Source organism: Adlercreutzia agrestimuris (assembly GCF_943193125.1).
Lineage (GTDB): Bacteria > Actinomycetota > Coriobacteriia > Coriobacteriales > Eggerthellaceae > Xiamenia > Xiamenia agrestimuris.
Map to the genome: position 1 here is coordinate 524,591 of NZ_CALPCX010000002.1, position 22,753 is coordinate 547,343.

At 47.4% G+C, this 22,753-nt stretch carries 22 protein-coding genes; 15 read left to right on the plus strand and 7 right to left on the minus strand.

The genetic code is table 11. The features are described from left to right. The first annotated feature begins 1 nt into the window (after window position 1). From NFR28_RS05420 to NFR28_RS05430, 3 genes are read left to right on the plus strand one after another with little or no spacing between them, the layout of a single operon-like run. Window positions 2–550, plus strand: a complete 549-nt coding sequence (locus tag NFR28_RS05420) for an RrF2 family transcriptional regulator (RefSeq protein ID WP_251178803.1) — start codon at window positions 2–4, stop codon at window positions 548–550. Next, window positions 541–1,371, plus strand: a complete 831-nt coding sequence (locus tag NFR28_RS05425; RefSeq protein ID WP_251178804.1) for an HhH-GPD family protein — start codon at window positions 541–543, stop codon at window positions 1,369–1,371. The genes NFR28_RS05420 and NFR28_RS05425 overlap by 10 nt, the downstream gene beginning before the upstream one ends. A gap of 34 nt (window positions 1,372–1,405) precedes the next feature. Continuing rightward, window positions 1,406–1,981, plus strand: a complete 576-nt coding sequence (locus tag NFR28_RS05430; protein ID WP_251178805.1) for a manganese efflux pump MntP — start codon at window positions 1,406–1,408, stop codon at window positions 1,979–1,981. Here NFR28_RS05430 and pheA read toward each other — a convergent pair. Beyond that, window positions 1,969–2,814 (minus strand): prephenate dehydratase, encoded by an 846-nt coding sequence (gene pheA, locus NFR28_RS05435; RefSeq protein ID WP_251178806.1) that lies wholly within the window; start codon window positions 2,812–2,814, stop codon window positions 1,969–1,971. The genes NFR28_RS05430 and pheA overlap by 13 nt on opposite strands. Before the next feature lie 361 nt (window positions 2,815–3,175). Here pheA and NFR28_RS05440 point away from each other — a divergent pair, with 361 nt between their 5' ends. The 5 genes from NFR28_RS05440 to NFR28_RS05460 all read left to right on the plus strand — a co-directional run bounded on the left by NFR28_RS05440 (window position 3,176) and on the right by NFR28_RS05460 (window position 7,865). Continuing rightward, window positions 3,176–4,465 carry a hydrogenase small subunit gene (locus tag NFR28_RS05440; RefSeq protein ID WP_251178807.1) on the plus strand — a complete coding sequence of 430 codons (1,290 nt, stop codon included), beginning with the start codon at window positions 3,176–3,178 and terminating at the stop codon, window positions 4,463–4,465. A gap of 5 nt (window positions 4,466–4,470) precedes the next feature. Next, complete coding sequence (locus NFR28_RS05445) at window positions 4,471–6,117, plus strand: nickel-dependent hydrogenase large subunit (RefSeq protein WP_251178808.1); 1,647 nt, start codon at window positions 4,471–4,473, stop codon at window positions 6,115–6,117. After that, a complete protein-coding gene (locus tag NFR28_RS05450) occupies window positions 6,118–6,831 on the plus strand; it encodes a cytochrome b/b6 domain-containing protein (RefSeq protein ID WP_251178809.1) in 714 nt (237 codons plus the stop codon). 94 nt (window positions 6,832–6,925) lie between these two features. Continuing rightward, complete coding sequence (locus tag NFR28_RS05455; RefSeq protein ID WP_251178810.1) at window positions 6,926–7,348, plus strand: viscotoxin-A3; 423 nt, start codon at window positions 6,926–6,928, stop codon at window positions 7,346–7,348. A gap of 22 nt (window positions 7,349–7,370) precedes the next feature. Next, window positions 7,371–7,865 (plus strand): hydrogenase maturation protease, encoded by a 495-nt coding sequence (locus NFR28_RS05460; protein ID WP_251178811.1) that lies wholly within the window; start codon window positions 7,371–7,373, stop codon window positions 7,863–7,865. Here NFR28_RS05460 and NFR28_RS05465 read toward each other — a convergent pair. The 3 genes from NFR28_RS05465 to nth form a co-directional block, all read right to left on the minus strand. After that, window positions 7,849–8,280: a DUF488 domain-containing protein gene (locus NFR28_RS05465; protein WP_251178812.1), complete on the minus strand. Its 432-nt coding sequence runs from the start codon at window positions 8,278–8,280 to the stop codon at window positions 7,849–7,851. The genes NFR28_RS05460 and NFR28_RS05465 overlap by 17 nt on opposite strands. A 74-nt stretch (window positions 8,281–8,354) precedes the next feature. Then, the gene (locus NFR28_RS05470) at window positions 8,355–9,500 is read right to left on the minus strand and encodes an aldo/keto reductase (protein ID WP_251178813.1); all 1,146 of its coding nucleotides are present in this window, start codon (window positions 9,498–9,500) and stop codon (window positions 8,355–8,357) included. Window positions 9,501–9,513: 13 nt separating this feature from the next. Next, window positions 9,514–10,173 (minus strand): endonuclease III, encoded by a 660-nt coding sequence (gene nth, locus NFR28_RS05475; RefSeq protein WP_251178814.1) that lies wholly within the window; start codon window positions 10,171–10,173, stop codon window positions 9,514–9,516. 173 nt (window positions 10,174–10,346) lie between these two features. Here nth and mfd point away from each other — a divergent pair, with 173 nt between their 5' ends. The 4 genes from mfd to NFR28_RS05495 all read left to right on the plus strand — a co-directional run bounded on the left by mfd (window position 10,347) and on the right by NFR28_RS05495 (window position 16,939). Then, entirely contained in the window at window positions 10,347–13,853 is a 3,507-nt protein-coding gene (gene mfd / locus NFR28_RS05480; protein ID WP_251178815.1) for a transcription-repair coupling factor, read from the plus strand. 2 nt (window positions 13,854–13,855) lie between these two features. Then, entirely contained in the window at window positions 13,856–14,983 is a 1,128-nt protein-coding gene (locus NFR28_RS05485) for a dipeptidase (RefSeq protein ID WP_251178816.1), read from the plus strand. A 122-nt stretch (window positions 14,984–15,105) separates the two neighbouring features. Next, window positions 15,106–15,552 (plus strand): MarR family winged helix-turn-helix transcriptional regulator, encoded by a 447-nt coding sequence (locus NFR28_RS05490; protein WP_251178817.1) that lies wholly within the window; start codon window positions 15,106–15,108, stop codon window positions 15,550–15,552. Window positions 15,553–15,607: 55 nt separating this feature from the next. Further along, window positions 15,608–16,939 carry an MATE family efflux transporter gene (locus tag NFR28_RS05495; RefSeq protein WP_251178818.1) on the plus strand — a complete coding sequence of 444 codons (1,332 nt, stop codon included), beginning with the start codon at window positions 15,608–15,610 and terminating at the stop codon, window positions 16,937–16,939. On the opposite strand, the gene NFR28_RS05500 is transcribed toward NFR28_RS05495, so the two are convergent. Further along, window positions 16,936–17,427 carry a PaaI family thioesterase gene (locus NFR28_RS05500; protein ID WP_251178819.1) on the minus strand — a complete coding sequence of 164 codons (492 nt, stop codon included), beginning with the start codon at window positions 17,425–17,427 and terminating at the stop codon, window positions 16,936–16,938. The genes NFR28_RS05495 and NFR28_RS05500 overlap by 4 nt on opposite strands. Continuing rightward, window positions 17,427–17,972: a phosphatase PAP2 family protein gene (locus NFR28_RS05505; protein ID WP_251178820.1), complete on the minus strand. Its 546-nt coding sequence runs from the start codon at window positions 17,970–17,972 to the stop codon at window positions 17,427–17,429. The genes NFR28_RS05500 and NFR28_RS05505 overlap by 1 nt, the downstream gene beginning before the upstream one ends. 213 nt (window positions 17,973–18,185) lie before the next feature. Between NFR28_RS05505 and NFR28_RS05510 the strand changes: the two genes are divergently transcribed. Then, window positions 18,186–18,668, plus strand: coding sequence for a DUF1648 domain-containing protein (locus NFR28_RS05510; protein WP_251178821.1), 483 nt, complete (start codon window positions 18,186–18,188; stop codon window positions 18,666–18,668). 18 nt (window positions 18,669–18,686) lie between these two features. On the opposite strand, the gene NFR28_RS05515 is transcribed toward NFR28_RS05510, so the two are convergent. After that, complete coding sequence (locus NFR28_RS05515; protein ID WP_251178822.1) at window positions 18,687–20,153, minus strand: helix-turn-helix domain-containing protein; 1,467 nt, start codon at window positions 20,151–20,153, stop codon at window positions 18,687–18,689. 386 nt (window positions 20,154–20,539) lie between these two features. Here NFR28_RS05515 and NFR28_RS05520 point away from each other — a divergent pair, with 386 nt between their 5' ends. Continuing rightward, window positions 20,540–21,079, plus strand: a complete 540-nt coding sequence (locus tag NFR28_RS05520) for a cytochrome c3 family protein (RefSeq protein WP_251178823.1) — start codon at window positions 20,540–20,542, stop codon at window positions 21,077–21,079. A 28-nt stretch (window positions 21,080–21,107) separates the two neighbouring features. Then, complete coding sequence (locus tag NFR28_RS05525) at window positions 21,108–22,703, plus strand: FAD-dependent oxidoreductase (RefSeq protein ID WP_251178824.1); 1,596 nt, start codon at window positions 21,108–21,110, stop codon at window positions 22,701–22,703. The last annotated feature ends 50 nt before the right edge of the window (window positions 22,704–22,753 follow it).

Consider the following 22,753-nt stretch of genomic DNA (forward strand, 5'->3'; position numbering starts at 1 on the left):
GATGGACGTTACTCGTCGATGCGATTATGCGTTTCGCATTTTGCGTGTTGCGTGCCAGTGCGGAAAAGAATATGTCTCGGTTTCTGACATTTCAGAGCGCGAAGGTATTCCTTATGCATTCGCACGAAGTATCCAGCATGATTTGGTCAAAGGTGGTCTTATCAAGACCGTGAGAGGTGCTCGCGGCGGTCTTGCTTTAAACTGCGATCCTGCTCATGTTTCGGTTAAAGATGTTCTTGAGGTAATTCAGGGACCGGTTTCGGTATCTACCTGCGTCCATAATTCAACATACTGTGAGAATTGTGACTCATGCGTCTATAACAGCTTATGGCGGGGTGCTGATCAGCTGCTTAATGCTTATTTCGCCTCAATTAGTCTCAAAGATATCATTGAAATGGGCGGTCAAAATCCTGTTGTCCAGCAAGCGCTTTCTGTTAGGAGCAGTGAGTCTGCAAAGGATGCTGATGCAAACACCATCACCTTTGAGCAGGCTTGCGCGGGTTTTTTGAGCGAAAAGCCTAGTTTTGAAAGAGAGACGGAGTGCGCTTAGACGCATTCGTAGATAAAGTTAAGGCCGAGGGTCAAAAGTATCAGCGCGTATTACCTTGGCGCTATATTGATGACCCTTATGCAGTGTTGGTTTCTGAGGTTATGCTGCAACAAACCCAGGTAAGCCGCGTGCTTGGTAAGTGGGAACGCTTTTTGATGCTCTTTCCCACGCTTGATGCACTTGCTGCTGCAGATCAGGCAACCGTTTTAGAACAATGGCAGGGATTAGGTTATAACCGTCGCGCCCTTGCACTTAAGCGCTGTGCTGAGATTTGTTCGCAAGAATATGGCGGGGTTTTGCCAAAAGACCATGATGAGCTTCTGGCTCTTCCAGGAATTGGTCCGGCAACGGCTGCTGGCGTACGTTCATTTGCCTACAATCTTCCTAGCGTATATTTAGAGACGAATGTACGATGCGTCTTTCTCCATGAGCTATTTCCCCATGAAGAGGGAGTTTCTGATAAGCAACTTATTCCCTACATTGAGCAAACGTGCCCAACTGATGATCCGCGTTCATGGTATTACGCGCTTCTTGATTACGGTGCGCATCTTAAAGCTACAAGTGGTAATGCGTCGCGCAGAAGTGCTCATTACACCAAGCAGTCAACCTTTGAGGGTTCACGACGCCAAAAGCGTGCTTTCTTAGTACGCGAAGTGCTGGCTGAACCGGGAATTGATCTTGAACACCTTGTGCTCAAGCTTGCAACATTTGAGAAACAGCATGGTCGAGATGCACTTATGCAATCCGAGGTTGAAGGTATTCTCAATGATCTTGTGAATGAAGGTTTTTTTGCTCGCGAAGGTAATACCTTTATGGCGTAGCGTATAACGAAGGCGTACGGCGTTAAGAGTAAAGATGGGTTTTGTAGAATTATTTCTTATTGCAATTGGGCTTTCTATGGATGCTTTTGCGGTGTCAATCTGCAAAGGTTTATGCATGAAACGACTCAACATGCGCCAAGCGGTAATAATCGGCTTGTTTTTCGGTGTATTTCAGGCTGTTATGCCGCTGCTCGGATGGTTTTTAGGCAAGCAATTTGAAAGCTTTATCACGCCCATTGATCACTGGATTGCCTTTTTCTTGCTGGCATTTATTGGCGCAAAGATGCTCTTTGATGCCTTTCATGAGGACGGTGAAGAGTTATCGTGTCCTGTAGACCAAACAATAAATTATCGCGAGCTTGTCATGCTTGCTATTGCTACCTCTATTGATGCGCTTGCAGTTGGTATCACTTTCGCCTTCTTGCAAGTTTCTATTATTCCTGCAGTCACCCTCATTGGTGTGACTACCTTTGTCCTTTCGGTGTTAGGCGTGGTAATTGGTCATACCGTGGGAAGCCGCTATGAAAAGGTTGCCAGCATCGTAGGTGGCGTGGTTTTAATTCTTATTGGACTCAAGATTTTGCTTGAGCATTTGGGCTACATAGGATAGCTGCCAAGGATCTTTACTTCGCGAAGCTTCAAGCGCAAACAGTTGAGTGCCGTTTGGATATGGGGCTCGTTGACGTTTCCTTCAAATTCGATAAAGAACATGTAGTCTCCAAGCGCTTGCTTGGTAGGGCGTGACTGAATGAGCGTCATATTGATGTTTGCGTAGGCAAGCTCAGACAAGATCATATTGAGGGTACCTGCTCGGTCTTGTTGCATAAACAGCGCAATACTTGTCTTGTAATGATCCCCGGTAAAGACTTGCGGATGACCTTGTCTGCCAATGAGGTCAAAGACGGTCTGGTTGCCGAAATGATCTTCAATTTCGCTGGTGTATACCTTTGCACCATAGCGTTGCGCAGCAAAAGCGTTGGCAATGCTGGCAATTGACTTGTCCTTCATTACTTTAAGCACGCTATCAGCTGTTGATGAAGTAATGATGGTTGAGCGACCCGGAAGCTGTTCGTTAATAAAGCGCCTGCACTGTGCTATGCCTTGCGCATGCGACGCAACGCACGTGATATCTTCAATACGCGCTTCGGGATGCATTATGAGGCAGTGGTGTATGTCTACCACTTCTTCGCCAAGAATAGTGGCGGTACTTTTCAGTGCGAAATTATCAAGTGTGGCGGTTACTGGTCCTTCTAAAGCGTTCTCTTTGCCAACTACGCCAAACTCGCATTTACCACGGTCAACGCACTCAAAAACTTCGTCAAACGAGGAGCACTCTAAAAGGTCGGGGTTTTCAATGCCCATGCGCGTTGCGAACGCAAGTGCAGCCTCATGAGTATAGGTGCCTTGAGGTCCTAAGTAAGCAAAAGTTGACGAAGTGGTCATTGTGCCTATTCCTTTGCAGTAAGTGCGATATAACTTGATCAGTTGTCATCATAGCCTTATTTAATCTTGTCGTGATGGTGATTTACGTAGAACGGAGCGGGTTGACTTGCGTAAGGCTTTGCATTTTTGGGTGAAGTCAATGCATAAAAGAATTCTAATGAGTATTTGCAATGCATCAAAATCAGCTGTTTGATTGATAATTGTGCATATAAACATGTTACGCCTTATGGGTTGTGTAACATTTTATCGCCGTTTGTAGGTTAAACATCGCGTTCGCAAATGCGTACATTACGCAGATTAAAAGGTTGTGGAGAATAGCAAAAGTATGTGTAGACGAGGAGCACCTAAAGGAGGTGTGCGCATGGGAAATGAGGCTTGCCGTAGTGAGTTTTATGATCTGCTTGATGCTCGTGGAGTATCACGTCGAGATTTCATGAAGCTCTGCGGAGCCGTCGCGGTTGCAGCTGGTTTGTCTGAGGTTGCAATCCCGAAGGTTGCCCACGCCCTTGAGCAGTCGGTTATCGGCGCTACCAAGGGAAATTTGTACCCGGTCATTTGGATTGAGGGTGCATCGTGCACAGGTTGTACTGAATCCTTTGCACAAATGGAAACGCCGGACGCTGGAACGGTTGTATTGGAGATGATCTCCCTCAACTATTCCGAAACGCTTTCTGCAGCTGCTGGTCATTCTGTAGAAGAAGCGAAAGCTCAGACCATTGAAGCAGGCGACTACGTACTGATTTACGAAGGCGCTGTGCTGAAGGGTTGGGATGGCAATGCATTGCGCGCTGCTGAAGAGGTTGGTACCGAGACGCTGGTTCAGGCTGCGGTTAATGCCAATGCGGTTGTTGCACTTGGCTCTTGCGCAGTTAACGGCGGATGGTGTGCTGCTCATCCAAATGCATCTAATGCTTTGGGCGTGCAGCAATACCTCCAGGAACAGGGCGTAGAAGTTCCCGTTGTGAACATTCCTGGTTGCCCCGCAAATCCTGAGTGGCTTATGAGCGTTTTGGTCAACGTTGTCATCATGAAGGATATGACGTTACTGCTTGATCGCTTGAACTCCATGAATATGCCTAATGACATCTTTGGTCAGACTATTCATGACAACTGCGAGCGTCGCGGTCACTTTGAGAATGGCGAATTCGTTTATCAATTCGGCTCTAAAGAAGAAGCGCTTGGTTACTGCTTGTATCCGATGGGTTGTCGTGGACCTCAGACTAAGTCAATCTGCGGCGTGACCATGTGGAACAATCGTCGTAGCTGGTGTGTTCAGGCTGGCTCTCCTTGCATTGGCTGCTGCGAAGCTAACCCGATGAACCCGGGACAAAACTGGGTTGAAGTAAACACGCCGTTCTACAAGCGTCATCGTGACCTGCGTATTGGCGACTGGGTTATACAGCCGGGCACCATTGCACTGACTTTGACCGGTTTGGTTGCAGCTGCTTTGGTTGTTCATGGCTTTGGTATGAAGCTTACTGGCCGCATGGATGGTGGCGCTGACTTTGAGAAGGTACGCGCTTGGGATAAGAAACACCCTGACAAGTCCATCGGTAAATATGATCTGAGCGAAGCTGAGATTGAAAAAGCATACGAAGAGAGCGCAGGTCATCCGTACGACAGCGCCGAAGACAAATATGAGGGGAGGTAAGCTGCATGACACGTTCTGTAATTGATCCGATTACTCGTATTGAAGGTCACTTGCGCGTTGAGATGGAAGTCACCAACGGCAAGGTATCTGATGCATGGGTATCAGGTGGATGCTTCCGCGGTATGGAGCTCGTTGTTCAAGATCGTACTCCTGAAGATGCTGCGCAAATCGTACAACGCATCTGCGGCGTTTGCCCGATCTCTCATGCACATGCTTCATCTATTGCAACTGAGCGCGCCTACGGCATTACCATTTCGAATAACGCACGTATTATTCGTAACCTGCTTGAGGGTGCACAGTTTTTGCACAGCCACATCCTGTGGCTCTACAACTTGGCAGCACTTGACTACGTCAATCCGCTCAATGCTTTGACGGCAGACATTGCTGACACCTACGCTTTGGCAGAGGCTGCTGGCACTTCAGCAAACTCTGACTTTGCTCAGCTTAAAGACCGCCTGAAGAACTTTGCTGACAACGGCCAGCTCTCTATTTTCTCAGGCAATTGGTTTGATGCTGAGGATGGAACGGCATTTAAGTTTCCTCCAGAGCTTGATCTTATCTGCACGGCTCACTATCTTGAGGCATTGCAGATGCAGGCGAAGGCTTCCCAGATCTCTGGTCTGTTGGGCGGCAAGATGCCTCATATTATGACCCTTATCCCGGGCGGCACGGCATTTGTTCCCACTGAGCAAAAGCTGGATGATCTCAAGGCGCTCGTTGATGAGCTGCATGCTTGGGTTACCACGACGGTTATTCCGGACACGTTGGCTTTGGCTCAGTACTATCCGGAGGCACTTGAGTTTGGTAAGGGTTGCGGTCGTTATATTGCTTGGGGTGTATTTGAGCGTCCGAGCATGGAATATGCTGATCGTTACCTGCCGATGGCTGTTTTGGATGAGAACCTCAACGTGTCTGACGTTGATGAGCACCTCATTACTGAGTACATGGGTCACTCGTGGTACAAGGGTGATGACACCTATAATTCACCGTACTTCGTAACCGATCCTGACTTTACGTCATATGACGTCAACGATCGTTATACCTGGGTAAAGTGCCCTGCTTACGACGGCAAACCGTATGAGGCTGGCGGACTTTCTCGTGTACTTGCTGCTTACAAGCGCAACGTTCCTGAGATTGTCGATATGGTTGATGACATGCTTAAAGCATTGGGCATCCCTGGTCAGATTGCACCGATTCAGTCAACGCTTGGCCGTACCGCTGTTCGTCAGATTGAGACGGTATACATTGCAAATCTTATGCAGCAATGGGTTGATGAGCTTATCGAAGCTGTTAAGAGCGGAGATAGTGAATACTTCCGTGAGCCACAAGGTATTACCGGTTCTGGTACGGGTCTGTGGGAGGCTCCGCGTGGCGCTCTCTATCACAGCGAAGAGATCAAAGATGGCAAGATCACGGGCTATCAGATCATTATTCCGTCTACGTGGAACCTGGCTCCGCTTAACGCTGATGGTGTACATGGTCCTATGGAGCAAGGTCTTATTGGCGTGCCGGTTGGCGACATTGAAAAGCCAATCAATGCACTTCGTACAGTACACAGCTTTGACCCCTGCACCGCTTGCGCAGTACATATTACTGAGCCGGCAACAGGCAAGAGCTTTGAGACGGTAACTGGCCCTTGGGGGGTGAAATAAATGGCACATTTGGCACACTATCGTGAGGCACATCCCATGCCATTTGTTGTAACGCACTGGATTAACCTGGTTGCTATGGTTATCTTGATCGTTACCGGTTTTTGCATTCATTTCCCGTTCTGGCCGGGCTTTATGGGCATTGCTCGTGGCGCTCATGTCTTCTTCGGTTTTATTTTGTTCATCAACTGCCTCATTCGCGTGATTATGGCATTCTTTGTTAAATCAGCACCGACTGGTGGCACGCGTGAGAAGGTTACCGACATCAAGACGTGGCTGCCGCAAAAAGACAATCGTCATCAGGCTGGCGCATGGATCAAGTACTACCTGTTCCTTAAGAAAGATCACCCGCTTGGAGCTAAGCTGGGCGTTCCGCAAAAGATCAGCTACATCTTGATTCCGTTTTTGATTGTCGTCATGTTCTGGACGGGTCTGTGCTTGTGGGTTCCGACCATGACACTTGCACCGTTTGAGGCTACCACCAACTTGGTGGGTGGCTTGATGTCAATGCGCATCATCCACTACTTCATGATGTACATTTTCATCATCTTCATGTTGATCCACATGTATCTGGCAAACGTTGAGGGTATCTCTCCAACACTTTTGATGTTCTTCCACAAAGAACATGGTGGACTGGTATATGACCCGGTCAGCCACGACATTGTTGGTAAAGATCCGAAGCCGCATGTTGACCGCGTGGAAAAGATTGATAACTAGCTCCTAAGAGCTTAGGTGTTACAATACAACACCTTACGCACGTAAACTTAAATGACCCTAGCATGTGCTAGGGTCATTTAGTAGGGGGATAAGCATGGTTGAATTGACCGATGAACAAATTGCGCAAGAAGAGGCATTTCTTGAGGGCATTCCGCGCATCAATATTGGCGCTTTGTTTTTGCCGCCGGTGTGGGGAGCTGCACATGGGTTTTGGGTATCACTGCTGTTCTATCCGCTTTGGTTGGTTGCAGACAACCTCTTTTTTGCTGCCTATACGGAGCGCACTTTCTTTTCTATTGCCATTGCGTTAGTGGTGTTTATTTCACTTTTGCTGGGCACTATTGCCTTTTCGCTTATTGGCCAGCCTTTGGCTGCGCATAGAGCAGCAGCTCAAGGATTGGATAAACCCACGTATCTTCGTCGTCAAAAGGTATGGGCTGTAGTAAGTGTTGTAGTGGGTCTTATCATGATTGCGTCAGCCACGTATTACAATCTTTTCTTACGTGCTGGTCTCTAATCTGAATATCGGAGAGTAAAAAATGAGCAAACGCATAGCAGTGTTTTGTGTTGGCAATAAGCTCATGTTAGATGACGGACTTGGTCCTGCAGTATATGACGCCCTGGTTGATTCCTACGACTTTCCAGAAAACGTTGATGTGTATGACCTGGGATGCTTGAGCATGGATTTACTTGATGCTGTGCGAGACTATGACGTCATCATTACGGTTGATGCGGTTGACGGAACCGACGCAGCTCCGGGAACCGTTTTTCGTTTTGAACCTGATGCTATGGCGCGCCATAGTGGAGCTACGGCATCTCTTCATGATCTGAAGCTTGTAGATTTGTTTGATGCGGCATTCTTGCTTGGTTATGAGGCGCAGGGACTCTGTCTTGGCATGCAAGTAGAGAATCCCTCGCCTTCGGAACTAGCAATTGGTCTTACACCTGCTGTTGAGGCGTCATTGCCGCTTTTGGTGGACACAGTTGCCGGAGAGTTAGCACGTTTAGGTTATCCGCTTACGAAGAGAAATTAGGAAGCGCTTCAGTAAGAACTTCAACGAGCACTTCTGCATGACTTCGACGCTTATCAGTTGCTGTGCCCACAATTGCAACTGAGTTATAAGAGCCGTATTTCTTAAAAAAGTCAGCTACGGCATTTCGCTCTTGTAAATCTCTTTTGTATGCAGCGGCGTAATCTTGCCAACTCATGGTCTTATGAAGGTACGCACTCAGATCATTTGCGGTAGGAGAGAACTCCGGATCGTGTACATAGGTTGCATCTTCAATTTCGCGAACAAAATAATCCAAATCTTGTTCTTTGGTGAAACCAGCCAGTTGGTTGGTGTTGTGTAAACGCACATCAAGAACAAGATCTGTCTTCCATGCTTGGAGTCGCTCAAAGAAATGCTCTGCCGATGTCTGGTAGGCACTGATATCGTGAATTTGCATAGGTTGCCTTCTTTCGGTGCTGTGTTATGCCACAAGGTGTATTCCAGATTAGGTACAGCTTGTGACAAAGAGAGCTAGCACCCAAAGAAAGCGGCTGCTTTATCCATCCTCTGAGCGATAGGTACTCCAAACGGACAACGAGGCTCGCATGCTTGACAGTGGGTGCAAGCTGATGCTTTGTGTTCAAGCTCAGTGTAATGCGTTTGTGCGCCTGTGTTTTCGTCAGGGCGAAGCGATGCTAGATCGTAAAGTTTATTGACGAGTGCAATATTAATCTTGACGCTGCATGGGGCACAGTGTCCGCAATAGGTGCACTGACCAGCAAAGGCATGGCTTGGAGCTTGTGCTAAAACAGAAGCATAATCACGTTCTTCGGAGGTGGCGCTCATATAATCAATGGCTTGAGCAATCTGGTCGGTGCTCTCGGCTCCAACAAGAACGCTTGCCACTGCAGGACGCGTAAGTGCGTAGTGGAGGCACTGTGTTGGAGTGAGGGCAACACCAAAGGGTGAAGCTTGTGCGTCTAGGAGGCGACCTCCTGCATAAGCTTTCATGACCGTAATGGCAGTTTTGGTGTGCTCAGCAAGCGCATAGAGGCGAGCGCGATCAGGATCAATGTTGTTGCAACCCTCTATTCGAGAACTCGCATAAAGCTCGTCGAGTGTTGTTTGAGCTGGAGCTAAATCAAAAGCAGGGTTGAGACTAAACATGATCATTTCAATCTCAGGATGCAGGCATGCGTGCTTTGCCACTTCTACATCGTGCGTTGAAAGACCAATGTGCTTAATTACGTGCGTTTCCTTGAGCGTGCGCATGTAGTCCATAAAAGTACCCTCTACGATAGCATTGAAATCTTTCATTTCGTCTACGTAGTGAATCATACCTAAATCAATATAGTCGGTATTGAGGCGGCAGAGGAGATCTTCAAATGCTGGACGCACTTTATCTAAATCACGCGTGCGAACATATTGGCCGTTTTGCCAAGTTGAGCCAACATGACCTTGGATGATCCATTTATCGCGCATGCCCGCCAAACCACGACCAAGCGCATCGCGTATTGCAGGATCGCTCATCCAACAATCAACAAGGTTGACTCCTCTTTCAGACGCATAAATCATCATTTCGCGAATTGCATCATCTGACATTTTGCCAATCCATTCGCCACCAAAGCCAATTTCGCTGACTGAAAGATTGGTTGTTCCTAAAACGCGATAATTCATATGTGTAGCTCCTTTACCACGTACCACGACTTGGACAGAGATCCCCAATAAAGCAATCTGCGCAGTGGGGATTGCGCGCGCAACAGAATTCGCGCCCAAAATGCACCCATTGATGGTTGATAAACAGCCAATCTGACTTGGGATAGAGTTTGAGAAGCTTCGCTTCTGTTTTTGCGGGGGTGTCATCATTGCGCGTAGCGAAACCAAGGCGATGTGCTATGCGAAACACATGGGTATCCACCGCAATGCCTTGAGGATCGCGAAATGCTTCGCACATAACACAGTTAGCAGTTTTGCGGCCCACACCGGGAAGTTTCTGGAGTTCGTCAACGTCTGCGGGTACTTCGCCGCTAAACTCTGAACAGAGCGTTTGAGCAAGTGCCACAAGGTTTTTGGCTTTTGAGCGATAAAAACCAAGGGGATGGATGATTTCCTCAACTTCATTAAGAGAAGCGCTTGCAAGTGCGGCAGGGTCTGCGAATCGTGCAAAAAGATGAGGGGTGATCTTATTTACGGCTGCATCAGTGCACTGTGCCGACAATACAACAGCAACGGTAAGGGTAAAGGGGGAGGTGTAATCAAGAGAGCACGCACCTTCACCATAATAGTCAAACATGCGCTGTTCAATTACGGCAGCACGTTCTCGCTTTGCAGTTAGGGTTTCGCGTGGCATACATCCTCCTACGATTTGGTAATACGCTTATGATAATGCATTACATGGCTCAAACAAGTGTGCTCTGACGTGGTAAACTTGCTGATCGCGAAAGGTTTATTCACAAGCTTTGTGACTACTTTTTAAGAAGGCGCGCAAAGCATTTCGCACAAGGCAATAAAGAAAGGTCGCGCATGCTCATAGATTCGCTGACATTTGTGTTGGAAAAGTCAGAATGTCTTGAAACTTTTTGGAAAAAACTTGATAGCGGCGAAGATGGCACGCTTGGGGTTGCATCCAGTGCGCGTCCTTTTTTGGTAGCAGCGCGCTTTGCTCATAAACCTCAGACGACGCTTGTAGTGCTTGCGGGCGAAGAAAGCGCCGTATCTTTTGCGCGTAGCGTAGCGGCTTATCTTGGTGAAGAGCGCGTGTTGCGCTTTCCTGAGCGCACGGACTATCCCTTCATCCCTAAAGCGGCACAGCCATCGGTGGTTGCGCGCCGCATGGAGGCGGCTCATGCGCTTGCAAGCGGAAAGGAAGTGGTGGTTGTAGCCAGTGCGCGTGCGTTGGTTCGCCAACTTGCTCCTGTTGAGGCGCGCGTTTCTGCTCCACTTGTTTTTACTGCAGGTACTGAACTTGAAGATGCGGCAGCAGCCAATGCTGAAAACGCCTTAGCGTATGGATATCCTGCATCTTTTGAGGATGTGGCTTACGCGCTTGAGGCGCGCGGATATCAAAACACCGGAGAGCTTGAAGGGCCGGGTACATTTGCGGTGCGCGGAGGTACTATTGATGTATTTCCTGGTAACACTGTCTATCCGGTACGGCTTGATTTCTTCGGTGATGAGCTGGATGAAATCCGCCGTATTGTTCCTTCAACAGGGCAAACAATCTCTAATTTAGATCAGATTGAGATATATCCCGTTATTGAATATGCGGCTACCCCTCAAACACTTGCGCGCGCCAGAAAGCAGCTTGAGGCACGGGCGCGCACAAACCAGACGCTGCGAGATGTGCTTGAGAAGCTTGATGGTGGTTTGCGTTTTGATGGTTCGGACATGCTGTTGACGCTGCTTTATGAGCAGACGGTGACCTTGGGTGATTATCTGTGCGAAGGCGCACTGGTAAGCATGATTGAGCCTCGTTCGCTTTTTGATGACATGACGCATGTGTATGACGACATCGTAAGCCGTGCAAAAGGTTCTGGTATTGGAATTGAGGGTCTTTTTGCTGATGCAACGCATGTGAGTTTTGGCGAAGGACAGCGCGCAACCTATGTCTCCATTATGCAAGTGGGAAGTGCAGTTGATGACGATTTGCCTGTTAAACGTGTTGATGTTGCAGGCCACCCTGACAAGCTGTTTGGGCGCTTGAGGTCTTTGTGTGAGGCAGACTACGTCGTTGTTTTTAGTGCAAGCCATTTCCGTGCACGACAAGATATGAAGTTGGCATTTGTTGATGAGGGGCTTCCTATACACGAAGTCTTAGACGTGTTAGAAAACACAACGCCACAAACGCCTGGTGCAGAAAAGCGCAAGCTGCGTCGTGGTGTGGTCAATGTTGTTGATGTGGATGTGCCGCTTGGCATGATTATTCCCAAAGCAAAGCTGGCCATTATCAGTATGAATGATACGCAAGGCGCTTCAAGTGCTCGACAAAATAGAAGCATTGATATTACTGAGATCACCTTTCCCTTTAAGCCTGGTGACTACGTCGTGCATGCTATGCATGGTGTGGCTCATTTCAAAGAGTTGGTTCGTCAAGAGGTTGATGGAACGGCGCGAGATTATCTGCTCTTGGAATATGCTGAAGGGGATAAGCTTTATGTGCCTGTAGAGCAGCTTGATCGCGTTACGCGCTATGTGGGTCCGGAAGGTGCAAGCCCGCGTTTGACGCGCTTGAACACGGCAGATTGGTCGCGTGCTCTGCGCAAAGCGCGCGCTGCAACCAAAAAACTTGCATTTGATCTGGTGGATGTGTATGCACGGCGCGCCACAGTCCAAGGATATCGTTTTGGTCCTGATACCGTTGAGCAGCGTGAGATGGAAGAATCGTTCCCTTATATGGAAACACCTGATCAGCTGGCTGCTATTGCAGATGTGAAAGCTGATATGCAATCGGCTAAACCGATGGACAGGCTTATTTGTGGTGATGTTGGTTTTGGAAAGACCGAAGTTGCGCTTCGTGCTGCATTTAAAGCGGTGCAAGACCACAAGCAAGTCATGGTGCTTTGCCCAACAACAATTCTCGCACAGCAACACTATACTTCGTTCAAAGATCGTTTTGATCCCTTTGGCGTGCGCGTGGAGGTGCTTTCGCGTTTTCGCAGTGCAGCTCAGCAAGCAGCAGCACTTCGCGGTTTTCAAGAAGGCGAGGTGGATGTTTTAGTAGGCACACATCGCCTGTTGAGTCGTGATGTGAATCCTCATGATTTGGGCTTGGTCATTATTGATGAAGAGCAGCGCTTCGGGGTTGGTCATAAAGAGCAATTAAAACACCTTCGCGAATCTATTGACGTGCTTACGTTATCTGCAACTCCTATTCCGAGAACTATGCAGATGAGCTTGTCGGGCGTGCGAGATATGAGTCTCATTTTGACTCCTCCTGACGAGCGTCGTCCGGTGGAAGTGCACGTGGGCGAATGGGATCCTGATCTGGTGAGTGCGGCTATTAGGCGAGAGCTTGCGCGCGAAGGCCAGGTTTATTATGTTTCAAATCGCGTGCGCTCAATTGATGATGCGGTATCGCGTGTGGTGGCAGCTGCCGAAGAGGCGCGCGTGGGGGTTGCTCATGGACAAATGACCAAAGAGGAACTTGAGCGCGTTATGGAAGAATTTGCTGCAGGTAATCTGGATGTGTTGGTAGCTACAACAATTATTGAAAGTGGCATTGATAATCCTCATACCAACACGCTTATTATCGAAGACTCGCAGCGTTTGGGGTTGGCGCAGCTCTATCAGCTGAAAGGTCGTGTCGGGCGCTCCTCAACACAGGCATATGCCTACTTTATGTTCCCCGACAATGTGCCGCTCACCGAAGAGGCACAAGCACGTTTGACGGCGCTTTCCGAATTCCAAGATTTAGGAAGCGGTATGCGAATTGCTATGCGCGATCTGGAAATTCGTGGTGCGGGAAGCATGCTTGGCGCTGAACAGTCAGGAAACATCTCTGCGGTTGGTTTTGATCTGTTTGCCCAAATGTTGGCACAGGCAGTTAATGCTACGCGCGAAGGTGATCTGAAGGCTCTGGAAGCTTTACCGCCAGCGCTTTCAGATATTACCGTCAATGTTCCGGGTCATACCTATCTTCCCGAAGATTATGTGCCTGATGCAGATGAGCGTGTCTTGTGGTATAGGCGCATTGCTTCGGCTGATACTCTTGCTGCAGTAGAAGACGTCTTTAATGACCTGGTAGCCAAACGGCCCGATATGCCGCAAGCTACGATTAACTTGTTTGAAAAGGCACGTATTAAGGCGTTTGCTCACGAGCACTACATCAAGACTGTCTCTGTAACTGGAGGCAAGTTGGTGGTAGAACCAATTGATATTCCAAAATCAAAGCTGACTGAAATTCGTCGTGCAGGGGGAAGATATCTTGCCGACAAACGCAAACTTCAGCTTCCACTTCGCTACTTTAAGCTCGGAGAAGACGACAATTTGTTACCGCGCGTCGGGGCATTTTTGCGCGAGATGGAGGAGTAGATATGGCACATGCATCTCAGGCAAACACGCATCAAGGGAGCTTTGCCACACTGGATACGCTCGGCGCAGATGAAGCGCGTCTTTTGGCGCAGGTAAGCGGGGTCGGTTTAGATAATCTTGCCGTATTAGATTCGCGCCTGCGGGTGTTTGACCTGCATTGCGACACGCTAGATCGGTTGGTGTTGGTGCATGAACCAAATGATTTGGGTGGTTTTGCTGAGCAGTTTAGTGGTGGTAATTTAGAGCGCATGCGTTCGCTTGATGATAACGATGCTCACATCAGCCTTGCGCGTATGAGCTCATATGCTTGGTGTCAGTGCTTCGCTATCTTTGTTCCTGACGGGCAAGACGCTAATCAAGCCTGGGATTTTTTTGAGCGTATGTACGACTATTTTTCAGACCAGATGCAGCGGTGGGAATCGCTTGTGCAACAGGCGTTTTCTCCCTGTGAGGTGAGCGCGGTATTAGCCGAGCGTAAAACAGCGGCACTTTTAACCATTGAGGGTGCACCTTTTTTGTCGAACGAGGTAGACGCAGAGTCGCGTTTGGATGAACTTGCTGAAAAGGGCGTTTGCATGATAACGCTCACCTGGAATGGTCCAAATGCACTTGGTAGCGGACATGATACGCGCAATGGGCTTTCATCGTTTGGTCGCGCGATGATCCGCGAACTTGAGGCACGCAATATTGCAATTGATGTATCTCACCTCAACGACGAAGGCTTCAAAGACGTTTGTCGGGTGGCCACAAAGCCTTTTGTCGCTTCGCACTCAAACGCGCGTAGTGTATGTGGGCACCCTCGCAACCTTGCAGATTGGCAGCTACGTGAGTTGGCCGAACGAGGTGGAGTTGTGGGGCTTAATTTCTGTCGAGACTTTCTCTCGGATATGCATGCTTTGCCAACGAAAACTGACGTATTGCGCCACGTAGATCATATTCTTGAAGTTGCAGGTGAAGACGTTCTTGCGCTGGGCAGTGATTATGATGGTTGCGATGTACCTCTGTGGCTGGAGCCTTGTGACAAAATAGGGGATCTCTTTGCGCTGTTGTCCGACGAGTTTGGTGAAGACCTTGCCCGTAAAATCTTCTTTGATAACGCCTTTGCATTCTTTGAGCGTGTGAACGCATAGCTGACTTGCAGCGCAAGTGTGTTTGAATAACACCGTGGTTTGAAGCTTTTGTGCGTTCTCTTGCGTTAGTCCGATATCGTACTATTATGTAATGGTACGAAATCGGACTAATGGGGATATCTATGCAAAATCAAATGGCAGGCGCACTTCGCGCTTACAATGAGCTTTTCCGTAAAGAGAATGAACTCTATCATCACGTTGCTGATCGGTTGGGGCTATCTGATAGCGCCTTTAATATTTTGTATGCCATCTATGATTCCGATCTCGGGTGCACACAAAAAGAGATTTGCACCTTTACAGGACTCCCTAAACAAACGGTACATTCATCTATTCGAAAAATGGTGGAGCAGGGATATCTTTATACCAAAGCGCAGGGTAAAGTGGTTCGTGTTTATTTCACCGATACGGGCCATGTTCTTGCGAAGCGCTGTATAGAGCCTATTCAAGCTGCCGAAGAAGCTGCGTTTGGTGTCATGTCAAAGCAGGAGTGCGATGAGTTTCTTCGTCTTTTTACCCTCTATCTCAAGGGTCTTCAGGATAAGTTTGCTCATGTTTTAGATTCCCAATAGCATCGCAAAAGCACTTTAACGAAAAGCATATATAAGATTACGAAAGCATATACCTATGAATATTAAACTCTCTGATCACTTTACTTACCGAAGGCTGATTCGCTTTGCGCTGCCTTCAATTGTCATGATGATATTTACTTCCATCTATAGCGTGGTGGATGGTTTGTTCGTGTCCAATTTGGCAGGCAAAGATGCTTTGGCAGCGGTTAATCTTGCTTTCCCAATGGTGATGATTTTTGGCTGCGTCGGTTTTATGTTTGGTACTGGTGGCGCAGCTCTTGTTGCAAAAACGCTGGGGGAGGGTGATAAAAAACGGGCAGGTAGGCTCTTTGGCTTTATTGTGATTGCGGCTGCGTGTGTGGCAGCTGCACTTGCGTGTGTTGGTTGGTTTGTTTTGCCACGCGTTTTGGTATTGATTGGTGCAAGCGATACGCTTTTGAGTCTTGCTACTAGTTACGGACGTATTTTATTTCTCGCGCTGCCTGCCTTTGTGGTGCAAATGGTTTCGCAAAGCTTTTTTATTGCTTCTGAGAAACCGCATATTGGTTTGGGGGTTACGCTTGGAGCAGGCATCACTAATATTGTCTTAGACTACGTTTTTATTGCATTGTTTGGATGGGGTATAGAAGGCGCTGCACTGGCTACTATTTCGGGCCAGATTGTGGCAGCAATTGCTTCGGTTGCTTACTTTGTTACACACCGTCAAGATCAGCTTGCTATTGACAAACCGCTCTTTGATTTGCGCGCTTTAGGAAGAGCGTGTGTAAACGGCTCTTCTGAGCTTATGACTGAGGTTGCAGCTGCAATTGTGGGCACGTTGTATAACTATCAGCTTATGCAGCTTGCAGGCGCTGATGGTGTAGCTGCCTATGGCGTGATTATGTATATGAACTTCGTCTTCGTGGCAATCTTTTTTGGCTTTGCCATGGGTACGGGACCAGTTATTAGTTACCAGTATGGTGCTCAAAACGCCTCCGAGTTGCAAAACCTCTTCAAAAAGAGCCTCAAATTAGTTGGTATTACCGGCATTGTAATGTTTGTTTCATCGCAGCTCTTTGCGCCTCAATTAGCACAGGTATTTGTGGGATATGACCCTGCGCTTGCTCAGATGACTATTCATGGATATCGCATTTATTCGGGCGCATATCTTATTTGTGGCTTCAACATCTTCGGTTCGGCATTTTTTACTGCGCTTAACAACGGTTTAGTTTCGGCGTTAATTAGCTTCATGCGCACGCTTGTTTTTGAGACATCAACGGTCATGTTGCTTCCCTTATGGTGGGGTATTGATGGTGTATGGTGCGCCATAATTGTGGCTGAAAGCTGTGCTTTGATTCTTACGGCCTCATTTATGTTTGGCTTGCGAAAGGTGTATCACTACGCTTAACGATATGCTGTAACTGTCATCAGAGCAACCTCAACGTCAAGGTCATCAACTACGCGTACGGTATAAAAAGCAACATGTCTACCCGATTTGTCGCAGGTGCATGTTGCAGTGAGCTTATTTCCGTGGCTGGTGCGAAGATAGCTAATGGAAGACTGGATTGAGATAGTGGGGCACTCGCCAACGTTTGCTGCTATGGCAAGCGCAAAATCGCAGAGAGTAAAAATGGCGCCACCCATTACGTTGCCCAACGCGTTTCTGTGTGTTTCGGTGATTTCTAGTTCAGCAACGCCATAGCCTTTTGCGCCTTTAACGGGCACGCAACCTACGCGCTTTGTGGCAAACAAGTCACCACCAAAGAGGTCCTTGAGCTGTTCGGTAGTGACATCGGCCGGAATAGAAAAGCCTGTTTTGTCGGGAATAGAGCTAGAACATGCGCATTCGTTTTCGTCTGAAGTTGGTTGATTGATGATGTCGTGAGAGATATTCATTACTGCTCCTTAATGGGATGATTAGTGTTGTAGGCACTCAGGATTTTTGCAGACAGAAAGCCCGAGAATAAACCAACAAGAATGCCAGCTAAGACGTCGGTTGGGTAGTGAACATAACAATATAAGCGCGTAAATGCCATAAAGGCTGCAAGGATAAAAACAACAATGATGAGCGCTTTGGGAGCACGAGGGTTTTTCATGAAGAAAAGAGCGAATGCGCTGGCAAATGCTGAGGTGGTATGTCCTGAGGGGAAAGATGATCCAAATGGCCTATCCACAATCAGCTGAATAGCAGGGTTAATATCGCAGGGGCGCGGTCGCATCAAAAGAGGTTTGATGATACCGCTTGTGATAAGAGTGCCAAGTCCAAATGCAATAAGAACCGCTGCACCCAATCTACGTGTATGTGGTATGCAGACTAAGACAATGCCAAGCACAATCCAGAGTTGGCCAACATTTCCCATCCAGGTAAATGCTGCTACGAATGAGTCCAGGGCGGGAGTATGTATAGTTTGCAGCGCATCAAGAATGGCTGTTTCATTCATAGTTAATAACTTGCCTTTTCAAGAGAAGGGACGCAGTGGTTTTATGCTAACAGAGTCTTGTCTTGATAGGGTTGAACGAGATAAACACTTTATAAACCTTCGTATGTTTCAAGGACATTTTAAAATCAAATGAGAGGCTTGGCTTAGGTGTTGTAAGGAATGAATATAAGGGTTATTGCTATAATGCTTTAAACGGTTATCAAAGGAGGCATCGTGCCACGCCAAAACGAACAATATTTCACACCATTTTTCCGTGTGGTGGAATTTGTTTCGTGGCTTCTTCTCATTGTCAGCCTTATCTATACGATATCTCAGATCAAAATGATGCCTGATCAGGTACCCACGCATTTTGGTTTTAATGGTCAACCGGACTCATATGGTTCACCATGGACATATGTTTTTATCCCTCTTATCATGCTTGCGTGTTTTGCTCTTATCAGCGGAGTGGGGCATTTTGTACCGCCGCGGCTATGGAATGCACCACCAAAGCTTGCTGGTTCAACTAATTTTCGCTGGTATAAAACGTCTGTAGGCGTCATGGTTTTATGTGAATTTGAATTAAGCGTCTATACGCTTTATTTGCAGCATTTGCTTATATCTCAGCAAACAAGCTTGATTGTGCCTATATCCATTGCTCTTTTAGTGGTGTTGCTTGGAAGTGTGGCGGTTGTGACCTGGAGAGGCGTTCGCCCGTAAGGTTTCTTAGTTTCCGGTCTAGCTGTGGGGATGCTCACTTGGAGGAAGCTCCATCTGATCATGCACCCGATTAATGAGCTCCTGCTTGGAGTGAACATCAAGTTTTCTGTAAATAGTTTTTGCATACCACTGCACGGTGCCAAGCGCTAAATACAGCACCTCAGAAATGTATTTTTGGCTGTTACCACGTGCAATGAGAAGCATGATTTCCGTTTCGCGCGTTGAGAGGCTTCCTTCTTCAGCAAGACGAAGACATGACTCTTCAAAACTCAATGGCATTTGTGGTGCAGTGCTTGTCTCATCTTTATCGGTGTTTCCTGGTTGCGAGAGCACTTGTATTTCATTGGAGGTGGCTCGGTGATTCCCGAAGGCTAGTGCACATACGACAACTGCCATGGACATAAGAATGATAACGGGTACAAAGTCTCCTGACGTAAGGCCAAGTGATGCTGTCATGCGCGGAAAAACAATGCGTTGCAAAAAGATGGGAAGCACTTTAAAAACAATCATGCCAAGGCTGACAACCATAATGGGGGAAACGCGATCATTTTTAATGAACTGAAACATGATGAGATAACCAAGCACCTCAAAGCAGTTGATGGCGCCATGGGTAATTCCTAAGCCTGCAAGTTCTGCACGACCTGTCATCCCAATAAGGATCATAGCGCCGAGCAAAAACAAAACCGCCGCAGGAATCCAAGTGCTTCGATATTCTTCTTCTAATGGTACGTCTCTTTTTGCCTCAAAAATACAAAATGCCATGACAGCTGCAATAGAGAAGCATCGAATAAGCATCTCGCCAAACGAAAGATCGTTCTCTAGGCTGAAATACAAACCGGTGACGATGCGCGCACCAATAAGTAAAACTGACAGGATTCCTAACATCAAATAAGGTCCATGGCGAAGAGCTGCTAAATCATAGCTAAATGGTTTTGCGGTTTGAAATGTTTTCGCTTCTTTCCAGGTGATAATCCAACAGACACCTGAAAGGGAGGCTGAGCATCCGCACAAAAGCATGCGCCCTTCAAGGGGAAGAAAATTGCCAAGCGTTAAAGCGGCATATCCAACAGCGGAACCAAACAAAAGGAGGGTTATCTGTTTGGAGTCAAGAAGGCCAAGCAGAACCATCCAACACAGCATGAGCCCCACGTAGCCAAGAGACAGTAAAAAAGCAGCAAAGAGTATTGCGGCTTTATTGAAGCCAAAAGGAATGAGCGCTAAAAGTATGCCATACCCAACAAGACTTCCAAAGATGGCTCCTATCATACAAACCGGGTGGTGTTTGATGAAATACTCAAGCTGGCGTCTGGCGGTTACTGCAAGCAAGAAGAATAAGACGCAAAAACCAAGAATGGTTTCGTTGGCAAATGTGTAGGCTGGCATAGAGGTGAAATAGCCACTCATGAGAACGGGTGGAAAGAAAACCCAACTAAATGTAAGTCCTACTAACGCAATAATTGAATGTGTTTTTGATAATTGGTTCATGACGCTCTCCCTCATGCATCTGAACTATCCCCTTACATGCTTCCCTCAAAACACGCTACTGACATTCTACTTGAAAGTTGCTTTACATCTATAAGTATGCCGTAAGGCTTCTTGCTCGCGAGTTTATGAAATACCAGATCAGCGCAGTATATGAAAACGCCCCCATAAATTCCCCTGCTTTTATGGGGTCAAAAAATGCATGGTTTCAGACCATTTCACCATGATTCATGAGGTGTCAGCCCCATGAAAACTATCCACAATTGAATGCAGTTGATATCACTCCAAAATTCTTTGCAGTGCTTAATCGTTAAAGGCGCATCATCATTGAGGCAAGGAGTTTAGAGCGATAAAAAAGGGAAACCGAGTACGAGAGGAAGGGATGTAAGGTGAAAGCGAAATCAATGCTTTGGGGTGCAGTCACAGTTGCTCTGGTTGGTGCCATGGGCGCTTTGTGGGCATGCTCTCCGTCTTCAGAATCATTGAGCAACACAGGTGAAGGTGGATGGGATGCAGTTGTAGCGCAATATCCGGATGACCCTTATGTTGCAAGCTATGAGAACGAGGATCCGGCAACCTTAATTACTATGCATAAGCAGCTGGGTAATACTTGCGAAAGCTGCCACGACGATGCAACGATGAAAGATGTTGGAAGCTTTACTGAGCTGATGGCACCTGCTGAGGAGACTATTGCTACTCGCGAGTTTTGCTTGAATGAAGGTTGCCACAATTGGGACAAGATTAAAGACACCACCATTTTAGATGGCGACAAGACGGTTTATAACCCCGAGGGACTCTATAACGTCCATGACAACCATCGTGGCGATGTAGATTGTGGTCAGTGTCACTCCATGCACGGTCAGCCGGTACTCAATTGCGTGACCTGCCATTACATGGATCTGCCTGAGGGCTGGATCGGATTTGAATAGGCCAATAGGGAAGAAAGGAAGATTAATCATGAAACAAGACTTATCACGCCGCAGCTTCCTGCTTGGCACGACAACCCTTGGTGCAGCCGCTTTTGCTGCAGGTGCGCTTTCTTTAACACCAAAAGCATATGCAGATGAACAAGCAGACAATAGTGAATCTGAGGCTTCATCTGGAAATATCACCGCCACCTATGATTGTGACTTTATGGTGTGCGGATCAGGCACAACGGGTCTGTGTGCAGCTACGCGTGCAGCAGAATTAGGCGCAAGCGTCATCTTGGTGGATGTTGTGACCGAAAACGGTGTTGGTGGTAATTCGCGCTATGTTGAAAACATTGGCAACGTGGCTATGGGTACTGACAACGCTCTTGAAAACGTTGGTGCAGCTGATCATTTCTATGATGGCTTGGCTTCATACCATCGCTATGCAAGCAATGCTATTGTTACGCGTCGTTTTGCTAATGATGGCGAAAAAGTACGTGCATGGACCACTGATTTTCAGGGTATTACCTATAACGCTAAAGGTAAGTATGACCATGGCGAGAACGGCGAATCTGGTGGCATGGTTGCCATCATGAAGATGTATGAATTGGCACAAGACTTAGGTGTGCAGTTCATCTTTGACGCACGTGCTTATGAGTTGCTCACTGATGAAAATGGAGCGGTTGCAGGTGCGTTGTGTAAAACTCGTACGGGTGACATCATTCAAGTTAATGCTAAAGCAGTTGACTTGTGCACAGGTGGTTTCTCGGCGAACCCAGAAATGTTTGAGCGCTATACGCACGTTAAGTATGATCGTGTTATTGCACGCGGCACTATGGGTACGCAGCGTGGTGATGGTCTGACCATGGGTCTTGCGCTTGGTGCACAATTGCACCACCCAAGTGCTATCAACTATTGCAGTCCCATTTTGCCTGGTCACTACAATAAAGGCGCATTGACAATTTGCGGTGCTAACCAAGCTGACACAATCTTTTTGAATCAGGATGCTCGTCGTTTCTGCGATGAGAGCGTTATTAAAGACTGGACGCTTTCAGGAAATATTGGATGCCAGCAAGAGCATATTTACACGGTCATTGATCAAGCATTTGTGGACAAGATCATGAGCGAAGGTGTTGTAACGCGCCGTGCGAATTACTTTGAGCCAGGAGATCCAGTACCTCAATTCCAGGAAGAGATTGATAAGGCGCTTGTACGCGATAATCCTCGCGTTGTAAAAGCTGATACCCTTGAAGAACTTGCTGAAAAGCTGGAGCTTGACCCCACGGCAATGAAAGCAGAGATTGAGAAATACAACAGTTATTGTGACGATGGCTATGATCATGACTTCTTGAAGGCAGCAGAGTTCCTGCGCAAGATGGATACGCCTCCTTATTATGGATTCAAGACAGTGCTTGCGTTCTATAACACGGTTGGTGGTTTAAAAGTTGATGAATATGCTCGTGTTATTCATGAAGACTTCAAGCCTATTCCTGGTCTTTACGCTGGTGGTTCGGATGCTGGTGCGCTGTTTGGTCCGTATTATGACGTCTCGTGCGCTCCTGGTTCAACGCAGCTTTGGGCGCGTGTGTCGGGTTACTGGGCAGCTGAACATGCTGTAAATGAGTATATTCCTACAGTTTAGTACATCCTGCATTTACTCGTTTTATTTTCTCCCTCTGGAATCGGACGCAG